The organism is Pseudomonas anatoliensis, from assembly GCF_017976235.1.
Lineage (GTDB): Bacteria > Pseudomonadota > Gammaproteobacteria > Pseudomonadales > Pseudomonadaceae > Aquipseudomonas > Aquipseudomonas anatoliensis.
On record NZ_JACVHC010000005.1, the window covers coordinates 93,546 to 108,487 of the forward strand.

Consider the following 14,942-nt stretch of genomic DNA (forward strand, 5'->3'; position numbering starts at 1 on the left):
GTTGAAGTTACTTACAACTTCCCTGGCCGATCAATGGGCGAGTTTTCAGCCAATCGGCTTTTCACCATACCAACGAGGCGTGTAAACCCATTCCCCTCCGCCGGCGCGTGCAAACGTGCAAGTTGTGGAGGAACCGATCAACACCATGGTGCGCATGTCCACCTGATCCGGCGTCAAAGCGCCGAGAGTCGTAGTGCGCAGGGTCTGCCCCGGCCGGCCGATGTCACGCCCCAGCACCACCGGGGTTTGCGGTGTGCGATGTTGCGCGACGATTTCCAGGGCCCGACCCAGTTGCCATGGACGGGCGCGGGAGATCGGGTTGTAGAACGCCAGCGCCAGATCCGCTTCAGCGGCCAGATCGAGACGCTTCTCGATGATCGACCACGGTTTGAGGTTGTCCGACAGCGACATCACACAGAAGTCATGGCCCAGCGGCGCACCGGCCTGGGCAGCGGTGGCGAGGGACGCAGAAACGCCCGGGAGAATTTCCAGATCGACACGGTGCCACGCCGGATCATCCGACTCGTGCAACGCTTCGAGCACCGCCGCCGCCATGGCGAATACGCCCGGATCGCCGGACGAAACCACAATCACCGAACGGCCCTCGGCCGCCAGCCTGAAGGCGTGGCGGGCGCGCTGCATTTCTTCGCGGTTGTCGGTGCAATGCTGCACTTGATCGTCGCGAAACGGGCCGGCCATGCGCACATAGGTTTCATAGCCGAGCACATCGGTGGCGCGAGCCAGTTCGGCTTTCACCGCCGGCACCATCAGTTCGGCAGCGCCGGGGCCGAGGCCGATCACCGCGAGACGACCGCGCGGGCGACCGATGTGCGCGACGTCCAGCGGCTGTTCGGCGATAGCGATAGCCAGGCCGTTTGCCTCAACGATCCGGGCCTCAGGCAGCGCAATGCGCGCCAGCGTGCTGATGTCGCTTTGCGCCGGGACAAACCGCAATGGCACATTCAGTTCAAGTGCTGCCTCGCGCAGGTCAGCCGAGGCCATCGCGGTATCCGCTGCCAGCAGACAAGCCAGTGCCTGAACCGCGACGTTCGCCTGCTGCAACGCCTTACGAATCACACTCGGCAAATCCGCCCCGTCAGCGCTCACCGCCACCGCAACACTGCGCGGATAGATCAGCAACTCATCGGCACTTGCCGCACGCTCGGCACTGCCGACATGAATCGAACGCTGCGCCTGTGGATCTTCCAGCAGTTGCGCCTGCTCCAGCCACGGCGCTGCGCCTTCGATGCGCACGCTGTGCCCGGCCAGCAGATCGGAGACAAAGCGTTTACCCGACTCCAGATCCGCCAGCGCATAACCGCTTGGAGGGTTGAGCAGGCAAGTGCCAAAGCGCAGTTCGCCGCTGGTGGTGATCGCCGCCGCGACTTGCAGCCCCGCAGCGATTTCCCGCGCCATGACATTCACCCCGCCGAGGCCACCGAGCAGCGGCACCACGGCGCTGCCGTCTTCGGCGACGGCAAGAACCGCAGGCTCGGCGCCCTTTTCCAGCAACAGCGGCGCCAGTGTGCGGATGACAATGCCGGCCGCGCACAGGGCAATGATCGGCGTGGCCTGCTGGTACAACTGGCGCAGGGTCGCGCCGAATTCCTGATACGTGCAGTCGGCACCTTCGACACGCCCGGCGAGGCCGTGAATCTGCGCCGCCGGATACACCTGCTGAATGCGCCGGGCGGTGGCCAGGCTGCCCTGACCGAGAATGACAATCGCGGGAGTGGATGCAGTCATCAGCCTTGCCACCGTTCGCCAGGCACGATGATCAGCGAGAAGTACGGCGACGACATCGGCTCGACCTGGTCGATCGGCACGATCTTCTGATTGGCCATGGTCGCACGCTCGACGTAGAGCGCCCGCTCGGCCAGGCCGAGTTCTTCCAGCACCTGACGCACTTTGTGGAAATTGCGCCCCAGTTTCATGATCACTGCCGCGTCGGCATCCGCCAGACGTCGCTTCAGTTCTTCATGGGGCAATACGCCGGAAAGCACCGACAGACTCTGATTGCGGTACACCAACGGCGCACCCAGCACCGACGCGCCACCAAGCATCGAGCACACGCCCGGCACCACTTGCGCTTCATAGCGGGTGGCCAGACGGTCGTGCAAATACATATAGGAGCCGTAGAAGAACGGATCGCCTTCGCAGATCACCGCCACGTCACGACCGGCATCCAGATGCGCGGCAATCGTCTCGGCGGCTTCATCGTAGAAATCACTGATCACTTGTTCATACGAGAGCGGCGCCGGCAGCGCTTCGGTGGTCACCGGGTACACCAGCGGCAGCAGATTCTGCGCGTCCTGCAGGTGCGCTTCGATGATGCCGAACGCGTTGCCCTTTTTGCCCTTGGCGACGAAGTACGCCACCACCGGCGATTCGCGCAGCAGGCGCAAGGCCTTGACGGTGATCAGTTCCGGATCACCGGGGCCGACGCCCAGGCCAATCAAACGTCCTTTGGCCTGCATCATTCGATCTCCGTAGCGAGGGCATTGACCGCCGCGGCCGCCATGGCGCTGCCGCCGAGTCGACCTTGCATGATCACAAACGGCACGCCACGGCTGTCGGCGGCCAGCGCCGCTTTCGATTCTGCGGCACCGACGAAACCCACCGGGAAGCCGAGAATCAGCGCCGGTTTCGGTGCGCCGGCATCGAGCATTTCCAGCAGATAAAACAGCGCGGTCGGCGCGTTGCCGATCACCACGACGCTGCCTTCCAGGTGCGGGCGCCACAGTTCCAGCGCGGCGGCGGAACGGGTGTTGCCCAGCTCGCGCGCCAGCTCCGGCACGCTGTCGTCGCGCAGGGTGCAGATCACTTGGTTGTTGGCCGGCAGACGCGCGCGGGTCACGCCCTCGGAGACCATTCGCGCATCGCAGAGGATCGGCGCACCCGCGGCCAGCGCAGCGCGCCCGGCCGTGCCTGCGCCTTCAGAGAATTGCAGACCGTCGATGGCTTCGACCATGCCGCAGGCGTGAATCACCCGCACCGCGAGTTTTTCCAGATCGGCGGGGATGCGCGCCAGATTGGCCTCGCTGCGAATGATCGCGAAGGAGTTGCGATAGATCTCCTGACCGTCGCGGATGTAATCAAGCATCAAGGGGGCTCCGGGAGCGGGCTTCGGGCAGCATCGATAAGGAGTGCCGCGGCCGCTTCAATAGTAAGGTTGCGTGCGTGCAGCGTGCCGAAACCCGGCCGTGCTGCATCGCGAAAATAGAGGTCGTATTGACCGGCACTGACGGCCAGCAAGGTCGCCGGGGCACAGTGCGCGGCGGCGCACGAACGCGTGCAACCGGACAGGTGCACGCTTTGCGCTTGCGCCAGCAGCGTCGCCAACAGACGGGCATCGCTTTTGGTGTCGGCCAGGCCTTTTCCACAGCCGTTGGTGCCGGTGCAGGCGATCATTCTTGCCAGTGGCTCAGCGGCCTCGGTCAGCAGGTGCAGTTGTTTGAGGCCTTCGATCACCTGGTTTGCGTCGGTCTGCGTCACGTTCGGCAGCAGCAGGCTTTGCCACGGGGTGAAACGCAGGCTGCCGTCACCGAACTGACGAGCCAGTTGAGCGGCACCGCGCAGCATGGCCGGGTCGAGGCGACCGAGTGGCGGCACCGCGCCAACGTAGACGAGAGTGTCTGTGCCTTGCGGATGAACGCCTATGTGCAGATCGTCCGCGCCTGGCAGACGTTGCCAGTTGCTGATCGCTTTGATCGGCAAGCGTGTTCTGAGCTGTTCAAGAAACGCCAGCATCGGCAGTTCTTCAAGTAAATGGCGCATCCGCGTTTGCTCGGGCCGCGCCAGTTCGAGGAACAATTCCAGCACCGCGACCACCAGCGCATGGCCATTCTCCAGCTTCACCGCGCCGACCGCGCGATCGCTCGGGCACCCGGCCAGACCAAACGCCAGCAACGTTTCGCCATCGCGCTCGAACGCCGACAACCACAGGTCGTGGGGATGTTCGAGCATCGCCAGCGCTTCACCGCCATCGAGTTGCACGGCGAACTTGGCGCTCAACTCGTGGAAACGTGGATGGCTCTGCAGCGTGTCGAGAATCTGCTCGGCGAGTGCGCGGGTGTCGAAACGCATCTGGCGGTCGATCCCGGCGGTTGGGCTGAGCATCAGATTGCGCACATCATCGCCTGCGGCGGTGCGTGGCCCCAGTCCGGCAGCCAGCAAACCGTCGATCAGGGCAGCCGATTGCTCGCCGATGCCACGGATTTGCAGGTTGGCGCGATTGGTCGCCTCAATCGCCCCGCCAGCGAACTGTTCGGCGGCATTGGCCACCGCGTCAGCCTGATCGGCGCTGATCGAGCCGCCATTGAGCTTGATCCGGCAGATGCCGCCGTCCAATGCCTGGACGATACGCAGCAACCCCGGGCAGGCCGAGGGGCGTATGGCGGTGGACATCGGGCGTTCGTTCAAGGGGCTGACCGGCTGCGTGGGAAAGGCGCTTCGCGGGCGAAGGCGCGGTATTATGCCTGCTTTGTCCGGCGGCATGAAAAGTCTGCCCGTCGGAACGGCATGTTTAGAGGAATATAGATGTCACCCTGGCTGACGGTTGTGGGAATCGGTGAAGACGGCTTCAAGGGCCTGGGCAAAAACGCCCGGCGTGCCCTGATGGGCGCCTCGCGGATCGTCGGCGGTCAGCGCCAACTGGACCTGTTGCCCGTGTGCATTCGCGGCGAGCGGCAGTTGTGGCCGAGCCCCTTTTCGCTGGCACCGGTGCTTGAGCAGCGCGGTGCAGCGGTGTGCGTGCTGGCCAGCGGTGACCCGATGTTCTACGGCGTCGGCGCCAGCCTCGCGCGGCAACTGCCGAGCGACGAGATGCTGATCCTGCCCGCGCCATCCTCCTGCTCGCTGGCCGCCGCCCGCCTCGGCTGGCCGTTGCAGGACGTTGTGACGCTGTCGCTGGTCGCTCGACCACTGGCGGCGCTCAATGCGCAGTTGTTCAGCGGCGTGCGTCTGTTGCTGCTGAGCAATGACGGAGCCAGTCCCGCGGCAGTCGCGCAATTGTTGCGTGACCGCGGCTTTGGTTCGAGTCGCATAAGCGTGCTGGAACATCTGGGCGGCGACGCCGAACGGCGTATCGACAGCAGCGCCAATGACTGGTGCGACCCGCCGATTGCCGATCTGAATGTGATCGCCGTCGAATGCCGCGCCAACGCTGAAACCCCGCGACTGTCCCGTCTCGCCGGCCTGCCCGACTCGGCATTCCAGCATGACGGCCAACTGACCAAACGCGACGTGCGCGCGATCACCCTCGCCCGCCTCGCGCCGACTCCCGGCGAACTACTGTGGGACGTCGGCGCGGGCAGTGGTTCGATTGGCATCGAGTGGATGCGCGCTCACCCAAGCTGCCGGACACTGGCCATCGAAGCCGATGACGGCCGTCAGCAATTGATCGAACACAACCGCGACGCGCTGGGTGTGCCAGGGCTGCAATTGATTCGCGGCAAGGCACCGCAAGCACTCGCGGGACTGGAGCGCCCGGACGCCATTTTCATCGGCGGTGGCGTGACCCGCGAAGGCGTGTTTGAAACCTGCTGGGAACAACTCAAACCCGGCGGCCGACTGGTCGCCAACGCGGTGACCCTGCAAAGCGAAGTCACCCTGATGCACTGGCGCGAACGTTACGGCGGCGAGCTGACGCGCATCCACGTCGCTCAGGCGCAACCGCTCGGCGAGTTCGACACCTGGCGTCAGGCGTTGCCGATCACCCTGCTCGATCTGGTCAAACCTTTCGATGCGTGACGAAACCGCCGAACAACCCGCGCCCCTGCGCAGCGGCCTGACCACCGGCAGCTGTGCCACCGCCACCAGCCTCGCCGCCGCCCGGCTGCTGCTCGGCGGAGTCTCGGCCGATGCCGTGCAAATCATCTTGCCCAAGGGCAAGCAGGTGCAGATGCGTCTGGAGTTCTGCCGGTTGACCGACGACGGCGCCGAAGCCGGGACGATCAAGGACGCCGGCGACGACCCGGACGTGACCCACGGCGCCTTGCTCTATTCGCGGGTGCGACTGCTGGCCGAACCGGGGATTCGCTTCAATGCCGGTGCGGGCGTTGGCACCGTGACCCGCCCGGGACTGGTGCTGGCCGTGGGCGAACCGGCGATCAATCCGGTGCCGCGCAAGATGATCAGCGACCACCTGAGCCTGCTCGCGGCCGAAACCGGTTATGCCGGCGGTTTCGAGGTCACCGTCAACGTCGAGGGCGGCGAAGCCCTCGCGCTGAAAACCATGAACCCGCGCCTGGGCATTCTCGGCGGATTGTCGATCCTCGGCACCAGCGGCATCGTCCGGCCCTTTTCCTGCGCGGCGTACATCGCCTCCATTCACCAAGGCATCGATGTCGCCAAGACCAACGGCTACCTGCACATCGCCGCCTGCACCGGCAACGCCAGCGAAGACACCATGCGCCGAGTCTACGATTTGCCGGAAATCGCCCTGATCGAAATGGGCGACTTTGTCGGCGCGGTGCTCAAGCATTTGCGCAAAGTGCCTGTGGATAAACTCAGTCTATGCGGCGGTTTCGGCAAGATCAGCAAACTGGCGGCCGGGCACATGGATCTGCACTCGCGCCATTCCAGCATTGACCTGCCGCAACTGGCCGACTGGGCGGCGGCGATCGGCGCTGACGAGACTTTGCAGCAGAATATTCGTGAGGCGAACACCAGCCAGCAGGCGTTGGCGATGGCCAGTGCAGTGGGGATCGCACTGGGCGATGAAGTCTGTCGACACGCGTTGAATTTCGCCCGTAGCGTGGTGCCAGCGCAGGTGCAGGTCGAGGTATTTGCGATTGATCGTCAGGGCGGCATTGTCGGCCATGCTGGAGGTTTCGCATGAAGCGGATTCTGTTGTTGGGCGGCGTGACTGAGGCGCTGGCGATTGCCCGCACCCTTGACCCGCAACATATTTACAGCCTGGCCGGGGTGGGTCGTGTGCCCAGCGATCTAAGCTGTCAGGTGCGCGTCGGTGGCTACGGTGGCGCTGAAGGTCTGGCGCAGTTCATTCGCGATGAAGGCGTTGATCTGCTGCTCGATGCCACTCACCCCTACGCCGCACAAATCAGCCAGAACGCCGCCACCGCCGCGCAACTGACCGGTATCCCCTGCTGGGCCTTGCGCCGTCCTGCGTGGCAACCGCAGCCGGGCGATGACTGGCGTGAAGTCAGCGACTGGGCCGAACTGATCGACGCCCTCGAACCGTTTCGTCGCCCCCTGTTCACCTTGGGCCGCGAACCGTTGCAACACCTCGACGAAATCCCCGCCGAACAATTCTGGACCCTGCGCGCCCTCGACGTTTATCCCGGCAACGAACGCTGCGAAGTCATCGGCGCACGTGGGCCGTTCCTGCTGGAGGACGAGCGGGCGCTATTCGAACGGCGGCAGATTGATGTGCTGATCAGCAAAAACAGCGGCAGCACGGCGACCGAACCGAAGCTGGAAGTGGCTCGGGAGCGTGGGGTGCCGGTGATTGTGTTGAAGCGGCCGGGGTTGCCGGGGGTTGATCGGGAGTTTGGGTCGGTCGACGAAGTCATCACCGCCCTCGCGACCTTCAACCGGCTTTAAAAAGGTCGCACCGTCGCTCCGGTGTGCACAGATTATGCGGATGACACAGACCACTGTAGGAGTGAGCCTGCTCGCGATGACGTCAGCACAGCCGGCACCTCATTGCCTGACACAGCGATTTCGCGAGCAGGCTCACTCCTACAATGTCCCAGGCTTGACCGAATATCTGACTGCGTCCGAATTTAATCCTACAACCGCGCCAGATACTGCCCACAACAACTTAACGAATTACTGACTGTCAGCGTCGAGCGTCCGCATCTACGCTCACTGTCTTTCATTCCAAAGGCATAGACATCCAATGTCAGAAAAATTCCTGCGTTTCGACGTTAAGGATCACCTCACAACATCTGCCGACCTCGGCCAATACATCAAGGCCTGTGAGATCGAAGACTCGGGCGATGGGCAACTCAACCGAGTATCTTTCCGAGACGTCATGCAGACCATCCGAGCACGAATAGAAAGCGACTCGGATTTCGCCCAGGCAATGCGAATCGAAGCCGCTACACTCATTTATAACGGCGAAATCGAGCTGGGCCGCAGACTTCTCAAACTCTTGCAGGAAGCTCTGCGACACCAAACCGCACGACGCTTTTTTACTTATCGGCCCTGATCAGGCTAAATAGCCACGCCTGATCGCCCACCCTATGGACCTGTCCCATGAACCGACAACGGCTCGCGCTTGCCTGGATTGCCTGCTTTGCAGTGCTGTTCAACATGCTCGCCATGCCGATGACGGGAGCGATGGCACAGGCGGCCAATTCACCGGCCGAGCAATTGTTGTGGAGCAGTTTCTGCACTGGCAGCGGGACGAAAATGGTGGCGATCAACATCGGCACCACCGATCAGCAAGCCCCGCCGAATGACACCCATTCCAACATGCAGCATTGCTGGTGTTGCTCGGGCTCAGCGCCGCTGGTGGCGCTGCCGGGACATGCACCGCAGCTGTATTTTGCGCGTTTCGAAAGCAATCGCAGTGTGGCGCCCGCCTCATTGCAAGCCCCTACGCCGCGCCAGCAATGGCCGAGTCTGAACCCCCGCGCCTCCCCTCTGGTTTGATTTGTTCGCGCAATTAATCTGCGTTTCAAATCGTTCTGGAGAACTGCCATGTTGAACAAATTCATCGTCATCGCTGCGCTGTTGCTGCCTGCGTGCTTCGCCCATGCCCACGAATATAAGGCTGGCGAGCTTGAAATTGCCCACCCGTGGTCACAGGAGCTACCGCCCAATGCACCCACGGTTGCCGCGTATTTCGTGATTCACAACACCGGCAAGACCGCCGACCGCTTGCTCAGTGTCGACTCGCCCATCGCCCCCGAAGCACAATTGCATGAGCATGTGATGCAGGGCGACCTGATGAAGATGCAGCAGGTGCCGAGCGTAGATATTCCTGCGGGCGGCAACGTGACCTTCGCGCCGATGGCCTATCACGTGATGCTGCTCAACCCGACTGAGCGCAGCCTGCTCAGCGACGGCAAACGCTTCCCGCTGACGATGCATTTCGAGAAGGCCGGGGACGTCACCGTCGAAGTCGCCGTGCAGAAGAAACCGCCGGAAAATACCAAGGCCCACGCGCACGCTCAGTAATCAGCCCGGCTGATCGCACCCATGCGCCCGCCTCGCGACAGGTCCATCGACAACCGCCGTCAGCACGGCAGTTGGATCGCCCTGTTCGCCATGTTGATGATCTTCATCGGCCCACTGATTTCTCAGTCAATGCCGATGAATCAGCACGCCTCGACATCCGCGCCAATGAGCATGGACATGTCGATGGACATGCCCGGCATGGATCACTCCGGGCATGGCGCAAAACCCGCCGCCGAACATTGCCCGCCACAATCCTCGCAGCATGTGCTGTGGGAAAAATGCGGCTATTGCAGCCTGCTGTTCAATTGCCCGGCACTGACCGGTGGCGGCGATTTCGTTGCCTTCAATATCCCGCCGCTGAACACCTTCACTTCACCCTCGCCACGCCTGGGTCATGCCCGGCAAACCTTCTTCCCCGGCGCCCGCCCCCGCGCCCCGCCCGTCACAGCGTAAACACGCACCTTTGATTGCACACGGTTGAGAAGACAGCCTCAGGCTGCCGGCCGTGTCGTTTACGACTGCTTGATGGAAATTGTCATGTCCAGGTTTTCTGCTGTTCCCCGCTCGGGCTCTGCCCAGGCGTCCTTCGCTTTGAACGAATCGCGCATTCGTTTCAGGCACGCTATCGCCGTCCTTTGCGGCATCCTGCTGTCCCCGCTGGTGCTGGCCGATGATCACGCCGATCACCGCGAAGAACTGAGCCCGACGGTGATTACCGCCATCGCCCCGAGCTCGCCACTGACCATCGTCACCAATCCCAAAGACCCGCGCCAGCCAGTGCCTGCCAGCGATGGTGGCGACTACCTGAAGACCATTCCGGGCTTTGCGCTGGTGCGCAACGGCGGCACCAACGGCGATCCGGTACTGCGTGGCATGTTCGGTTCGCGCCTGAATATTCTTACCAACGGCAGCATGATGCTCGGCGCCTGCCCAGGCCGGATGGACGCGCCGACCTCGTACATCTCGCCGGAAACCTACGACAAACTCACCGTAATCAAAGGCCCGCAAACCGTGCTCTATGGCCCGGGTGCCTCGGCCGGCACCGTGCTGTTCGACCGTGAACCGGAGAGCTTCGGCGAACTCGGCACGCGGGTGAACGCCAGCATTCTGGCCGGCTCCCACGGGCGCTTCGACAAAGTCGTCGACGCCGCTGCCGGCGGTCCATTGGGCTACGTGCGAGTGATCGGCAACACCGCGCACTCCGACGACTACCGCGACGGCAACAACGACATCGTCGCCTCGCGCTACGACAAGTGGAACGGCGATGTCGCCGTGGGCTGGACGCCGGACGCCGACACCCTGATCGAGCTCACCGCCGGCAAGGGTGATGGTGAAGCCCGCTACGCCGGACGCGGCATGGACGGTTCGCAGTTCCTGCGTGAAAGCCTCGGCCTGCGCGTCGAAAGATCCAACATCAGCGACGTGCTGGAGAAGCTGGAAGCGCAGGTCTATTACAACTACGCCGACCATGTGATGGACAACTACACCCTGCGCACCCCGTCCGGCACCGGCATGATGGCGGGGCCAATGGCATCCAACGTCGACCGCCGCACCCTTGGCGCACGGATCAAAGCGACGTGGCGCTGGGCTGACATTCAGCTGATCACCGGCCTTGACGCGCAGACCAACGAACACCGCCAGCGCAGCGGCATGGGCATCGATACCTACAAGGATCAGCCCTACAACAAGGACGCCGATTTCCATAACTACGGCCTGTTCAGCGAAATGACCTGGTACGCCGCCGACCGTGATCGCCTGATCACCGGCGCCCGCGTTGACCGCGCCTCGGCCAAGGATTACCGGCAGACCAGCGGTTCGGGAATGATGAGTCGACCGAACCTGACCGCCGATGACACCCGCGCCGACACCTTGCCGAGCGGCTTCGTGCGCTACGAGCATGATCTGGCCGACAGCCCGACCACGCTCTATGCCGGTATTGGCCACGCACAGCGCTTCCCGGATTACTGGGAGCTGTTTTCGCCGAAGTCGGGACCTGCGGGCTCGGTCAATGCGTTCGACTCGATCAAACCGGAAAAGACCACCCAACTGGATTTCGGCGTGAACTACAAGAGTGCCGATCTTGAGGCATGGGCCTCCGGGTACATCGGCGTGGTGCGCGACTACATTCTCTTCGACTACACCCCGGGAATGATGGGCATGAGCACTTCGCGCGCCGAGAACATCGACGCGCGGATCATGGGCGGTGAACTCGGTGCCGCGTACAAACTCACCGACAACTGGAAAGCCGATGCGACCCTGGCCTACGCCTGGGGCAAGAACAGCAGCGACGGTTCGGCCCTGCCACAAATGCCGCCGCTGGACGCACGTATGGGCCTGACCTATACCGAAAACAACTGGAGCGCCGGCGCACTGTGGAGGGTGGTTGCCGCGCAAAACCGTATCGACCAGAACAAGGGCAACGTGGTCGGCAAGGATTACGACAAGAGTTCGGGCTTCGGCGTGTTCTCGCTCAACGGTGCCTACCGGATCAACAAAAACTGGAAGGTCAGCAGCGGCGTCGACAACCTGTTCGGCAAGGCTTACGCCGAACACCTGAACCTGGCGGGCAACGCCGGTTTCGGCTACCCGGCCAACGACCCGCAAGCCATCAATGAACCGGGGCGCACGCTCTGGACCAAGGTGGACATGAGTTTCTGACAAAAAAAGTCAAAAGATCGCAGGCTGCGCCAGCTCCTACATTGGAGCGCGGACATCCTGTAGGAGCTGCCGAAGGCTCGGGCCGCGATCGGACGATCTTTTGATCTAAAAAAATTCGCCCAGCGGAGCAAACGTGATGCAAAAGCCCAAACCGAATTTCTACAACCTGGCCTGGCGTTGGCATTTTTATGCCGGATTATTCGTCGCGCCGTTCATGGTGATGCTGGCCCTGACCGGCATCATTTACCTGTTCAAACCCCAGCTCGATTCGCTGATGTACAGCAGCCTGCTCAACGTCCCGGCCGGTCATCACACCGTGCCCGCCGACGACCTGCTGCAACGGGTCAAAAGCGCTTATCCCCAAGGTCAGATCACCCAGTACCTGCCACCGGTAAACGCCGAGCGCAGTGCGCAATTTGTCGTGACCAATGCCGGGCAGGAGCTGAACGTATTCGTCGATCCGTACCACGGCGACATCCTCGGCGAGCAGGATGCCAAGCAGAATCTGCAAGCCATCGCCCGCGCCATCCACGGCGAATTGATGATCGGCACCATCGGTGACCGGCTGATCGAAATGGCCGCCGGTTGGGGCGTGGTGCTGGTGGTGTCGGGAGTTTTCCTGTGGTGGCCGCGCGGTCAGGCGGCAGGAATTCTGTGGCCGCGCCTGAACAGTCGCGGCCGCGTGTTGTGGCGTGACTTGCACGCGGTCACCGGTTTCTGGGGCGCGACATTGCTGCTGGTGATGCTGCTCAGCGGCATGACCTGGACCGGTTTCTGGGGCAAGCAATACGCGCAGGTGTGGAACGTGTTCCCGGCGGCGATGTGGGAAAACGTGCCGACCTCCGACGTCGAGGCCCGCAGCCTCAACAGCGCCACCCGCCAGACCGTGCCATGGGCGATGGAAAACACGCCGATGCCAATGTCCGGCGACCACGCCGAACACATGGCCCACGGCGCCGCCCCGGCCGGCCCGGCCGCACCGAGCATCAGCCTGCAAGATGTGCAGAACATTGCCACTGAACGCAAAGTCGAACCGGGCTACAGCATCACCCTGCCCACCACCGCGACCGGTGTGTTCACCATCGCCGTGTTTGCCGACGACCCACGCAATGACGCCACGCTGCATGTCGACCAGTACACCGGCAAGGTTCTCGCCGACGTGCGTTTCGAGCAATACGGTACGGTGGCACGGGCCACGGAAATCGGCGTGATGCTGCACGAAGGCAAGATGTTCGGCACCTTCAACCAGATCGTCGTGCTGCTGATCTGCCTGATGATTCTGCTCAGCGCCGTCAGTGGCGTGGTGATCTGGTGGAAGCGCCGCCCACAGGGCAAGTTCGGCGTGCCACCGCTGCGTCATGACCTGCCGAAATGGAAAGCCGGCGTGGTGATCATGCTCGCACTGGCGGTGATTTTTCCGCTGGTGGGGGCTTCGCTGGTGGTGGTGTGGTTGCTGGATCGACTGCTGCTGTCGCGCCTGAGCAGGCAAACCGAGTCCGCCTCGACTTCATCCTGATCCACCCCATGTAGGAGCTGCCGCAGGCTGCGATCTTTTGATCTTGATCTTGAAAAACAACATCAAAAGATCGCAGCCTGCGGCAGCTCCTACACGGATTGTTCGCGCCCCATTCTGGCGCGACCGCCTGCACCAACGCCTCATGTGCGTCCCTTCATGGTGCAAAGCTCAGCAGCGCAAGCGCTCTAACACGACATTTTCCTGCCCAAACCCGACCGGGCACAGCCCTTGCAAAACACCCTTCAGTCGTCCGCATCTGCCAACCATAAAAAACTTTAACGTTCATGGAGATCGCACAATGAAGCGTCGCAGTTTGATCAAGGCTTTCACACTCACGGCATCCATTGCCGCGATGGGCATGACCTGGACTGTCCAGGCAGCCGAGACCATCAAGGTCGGGATTCTGCATTCGTTGTCCGGCACCATGGCGATCTCCGAAACGTCGCTCAAAGACATGGCGCTGATGACCATCGACGAGATCAACGCCAAGGGCGGCGTGAACGGCAAGATGCTCGAACCGGTGGTGGTCGACCCGGCCTCGAACTGGCCGCTGTTTGCGGAAAAGGGCCGGCAGTTGCTGACCCAGGACAAGGTTGCCGTGGTGTTCGGTTGCTGGACGTCGGTGTCGCGTAAATCGGTGTTGCCGGTGTTCGAAGAACTCAACGGTCTGCTGTTCTACCCGGTGCAGTACGAAGGTGAAGAGATGTCGCCGAACGTCTTCTACACCGGCGCCGCGCCGAACCAGCAAGCGATCCCGGCCGTTGAATATCTGATGAGCGAAGAAGGTGGCAGCGCCAAGCGCTACTTCCTGCTCGGCACCGACTACGTCTACCCGCGCACCACCAACAAAATCCTGCGCTCGTTCCTGCACTCCAAAGGCGTGGCCGACAAGGACATCGAAGAGGTCTACACCCCGTTCGGTCACAGCGACTATCAAACCATCGTCGCCAACATCAAGAAGTTCTCGGCTGGCGGCAAGACTGCGGTGATCTCGACCGTCAACGGCGACTCGAACGTGCCCTTCTATAAAGAACTGGCCAATCAGGGTTTGAAAGCCACCGACGTTCCGGTGGTGGCGTTCTCGGTGGGTGAAGAAGAATTACGTGGCATCGACACCAAACCGTTGGTGGGCAACCTCGCGGCGTGGAACTACTTCGAGTCGGTGGAGAACCCGGCGAACAAGAAATTCGTCGCCGACTGGAAAGCCTACGCGAAGAAACACAACCTGCCGGGCGCTGACAAAGCGGTGACCAACGACCCGATGGAAGCCACTTATGTCGGCATCCACATGTGGGCGCAGGCCGCAGAGAAAGCCAAATCCACCGACGTCGACAAAGTCCGCGAAGCCCTCGCCGGCCAGACTTTCGCCGCACCGTCGGGCTACACCCTGACCATGGACAAGACCAATCACCACCTGCACAAACCGGTGATGATCGGCGAGATTCAGGCCGACGGTCAGTTCAACGTGGTGTGGCAGACCGAGGGGCCGATTCGGGCGCAGCCTTGGAGTCCGTTTATCGATGGCAACGACAAGAAGCCGGATTATGCGGTGAAGAGCAACTGAGCCATTGGGTGTCGGGCCTGACTTTTTGGCCCGACACATATCCCTGTGGGAGCG

Annotated in this window: 14 protein-coding genes; 10 read left to right on the plus strand and 4 right to left on the minus strand. The window is 62.4% G+C overall.

Going from position 1 to position 14,942, the window contains the following annotated elements:
- Positions 1-45: 45 nt before the first annotated feature.
- The 4 genes from cobJ to cobG are packed head-to-tail and all read right to left on the minus strand — an operon-like array spanning position 46 to position 4,407.
- Complete coding sequence (gene cobJ / locus ICA16_RS17370; protein WP_210701128.1) at positions 46-1,746, minus strand: precorrin-3B C(17)-methyltransferase; 1,701 nt, start codon at positions 1,744-1,746, stop codon at positions 46-48.
- Complete coding sequence (locus tag ICA16_RS17375) at positions 1,746-2,480, minus strand: precorrin-2 C(20)-methyltransferase (RefSeq protein WP_390896383.1); 735 nt, start codon at positions 2,478-2,480, stop codon at positions 1,746-1,748. Before ICA16_RS17375 ends, cobJ begins: the two co-directional genes overlap by 1 nt.
- The gene (locus tag ICA16_RS17380) at positions 2,477-3,103 is read right to left on the minus strand and encodes a precorrin-8X methylmutase (protein WP_210554215.1); all 627 of its coding nucleotides are present in this window, start codon (positions 3,101-3,103) and stop codon (positions 2,477-2,479) included. The genes ICA16_RS17375 and ICA16_RS17380 overlap by 4 nt, the downstream gene beginning before the upstream one ends.
- A complete protein-coding gene (gene cobG, locus ICA16_RS17385) occupies positions 3,103-4,407 on the minus strand; it encodes a precorrin-3B synthase (protein WP_338049942.1) in 1,305 nt (434 codons plus the stop codon). The genes ICA16_RS17380 and cobG overlap by 1 nt, the downstream gene beginning before the upstream one ends.
- A 132-nt stretch (positions 4,408-4,539) precedes the next feature.
- Between cobG and cbiE the strand changes: the two genes are divergently transcribed.
- The 10 genes from cbiE (at position 4,540) to urtA (ending at position 14,888) form a co-directional block, all read left to right on the plus strand.
- On the plus strand, positions 4,540-5,751 hold the full coding sequence (gene cbiE / locus ICA16_RS17390; RefSeq protein ID WP_210701130.1) for a precorrin-6y C5,15-methyltransferase (decarboxylating) subunit CbiE: 1,212 nt from the start codon (positions 4,540-4,542) through the stop codon (positions 5,749-5,751).
- Entirely contained in the window at positions 5,744-6,841 is a 1,098-nt protein-coding gene (locus ICA16_RS17395; protein WP_210701131.1) for a cobalt-precorrin-5B (C(1))-methyltransferase, read from the plus strand. Before cbiE ends, ICA16_RS17395 begins: the two co-directional genes overlap by 8 nt.
- Positions 6,838-7,566 carry a cobalt-precorrin-6A reductase gene (locus tag ICA16_RS17400; RefSeq protein WP_210701132.1) on the plus strand — a complete coding sequence of 243 codons (729 nt, stop codon included), beginning with the start codon at positions 6,838-6,840 and terminating at the stop codon, positions 7,564-7,566. Before ICA16_RS17395 ends, ICA16_RS17400 begins: the two co-directional genes overlap by 4 nt.
- Before the next feature lie 298 nt (positions 7,567-7,864).
- On the plus strand, positions 7,865-8,176 hold the full coding sequence (locus ICA16_RS17405; protein ID WP_150617965.1) for a hypothetical protein: 312 nt from the start codon (positions 7,865-7,867) through the stop codon (positions 8,174-8,176).
- Between the two features lie 47 nt (positions 8,177-8,223).
- Complete coding sequence (locus tag ICA16_RS17410; protein WP_150602579.1) at positions 8,224-8,622, plus strand: DUF2946 domain-containing protein; 399 nt, start codon at positions 8,224-8,226, stop codon at positions 8,620-8,622.
- A 48-nt stretch (positions 8,623-8,670) separates the two neighbouring features.
- A complete protein-coding gene (locus ICA16_RS17415) occupies positions 8,671-9,150 on the plus strand; it encodes a copper chaperone PCu(A)C (RefSeq protein ID WP_210701133.1) in 480 nt (159 codons plus the stop codon).
- 21 nt (positions 9,151-9,171) lie between these two features.
- Complete coding sequence (locus ICA16_RS17420; protein WP_210701134.1) at positions 9,172-9,603, plus strand: DUF2946 domain-containing protein; 432 nt, start codon at positions 9,172-9,174, stop codon at positions 9,601-9,603.
- 84 nt (positions 9,604-9,687) lie between these two features.
- The gene (locus ICA16_RS17425; RefSeq protein ID WP_210701135.1) at positions 9,688-11,808 is read left to right on the plus strand and encodes a TonB-dependent copper receptor; all 2,121 of its coding nucleotides are present in this window, start codon (positions 9,688-9,690) and stop codon (positions 11,806-11,808) included.
- Positions 11,809-11,944: 136 nt separating this feature from the next.
- Complete coding sequence (locus tag ICA16_RS17430; protein WP_210701136.1) at positions 11,945-13,324, plus strand: PepSY-associated TM helix domain-containing protein; 1,380 nt, start codon at positions 11,945-11,947, stop codon at positions 13,322-13,324.
- A 298-nt stretch (positions 13,325-13,622) separates the two neighbouring features.
- The gene (gene urtA / locus ICA16_RS17435; RefSeq protein ID WP_042557449.1) at positions 13,623-14,888 is read left to right on the plus strand and encodes an urea ABC transporter substrate-binding protein; all 1,266 of its coding nucleotides are present in this window, start codon (positions 13,623-13,625) and stop codon (positions 14,886-14,888) included.
- Positions 14,889-14,942 lie beyond the last annotated feature (54 nt).

Coding starts and splice junctions, on each gene's coding strand:
- ICA16_RS17410 (WP_150602579.1), top strand. CDS start 8,224: ATGAACCGACAACGGCTCGCGCTTGCCTGGATTGCCTGCTTTGCAGTG.
- ICA16_RS17425 (WP_210701135.1), top strand. CDS start 9,688: ATGTCCAGGTTTTCTGCTGTTCCCCGCTCGGGCTCTGCCCAGGCGTCC.
- cbiE (WP_210701130.1), top strand. CDS start 4,540: ATGTCACCCTGGCTGACGGTTGTGGGAATCGGTGAAGACGGCTTCAAG.
- ICA16_RS17405 (WP_150617965.1), top strand. CDS start 7,865: ATGTCAGAAAAATTCCTGCGTTTCGACGTTAAGGATCACCTCACAACA.
- ICA16_RS17415 (WP_210701133.1), top strand. CDS start 8,671: ATGTTGAACAAATTCATCGTCATCGCTGCGCTGTTGCTGCCTGCGTGC.
- ICA16_RS17375 (WP_390896383.1), bottom strand. CDS start 2,480: ATGATGCAGGCCAAAGGACGTTTGATTGGCCTGGGCGTCGGCCCCGGT.
- urtA (WP_042557449.1), top strand. CDS start 13,623: ATGAAGCGTCGCAGTTTGATCAAGGCTTTCACACTCACGGCATCCATT.
- ICA16_RS17420 (WP_210701134.1), top strand. CDS start 9,172: ATGCGCCCGCCTCGCGACAGGTCCATCGACAACCGCCGTCAGCACGGC.
- ICA16_RS17395 (WP_210701131.1), top strand. CDS start 5,744: ATGCGTGACGAAACCGCCGAACAACCCGCGCCCCTGCGCAGCGGCCTG.
- ICA16_RS17430 (WP_210701136.1), top strand. CDS start 11,945: ATGCAAAAGCCCAAACCGAATTTCTACAACCTGGCCTGGCGTTGGCAT.
- ICA16_RS17400 (WP_210701132.1), top strand. CDS start 6,838: ATGAAGCGGATTCTGTTGTTGGGCGGCGTGACTGAGGCGCTGGCGATT.
- ICA16_RS17380 (WP_210554215.1), bottom strand. CDS start 3,103: ATGCTTGATTACATCCGCGACGGTCAGGAGATCTATCGCAACTCCTTC.
- cobG (WP_338049942.1), bottom strand. CDS start 4,407: ATGTCCACCGCCATACGCCCCTCGGCCTGCCCGGGGTTGCTGCGTATC.
- cobJ (WP_210701128.1), bottom strand. CDS start 1,746: ATGACTGCATCCACTCCCGCGATTGTCATTCTCGGTCAGGGCAGCCTG.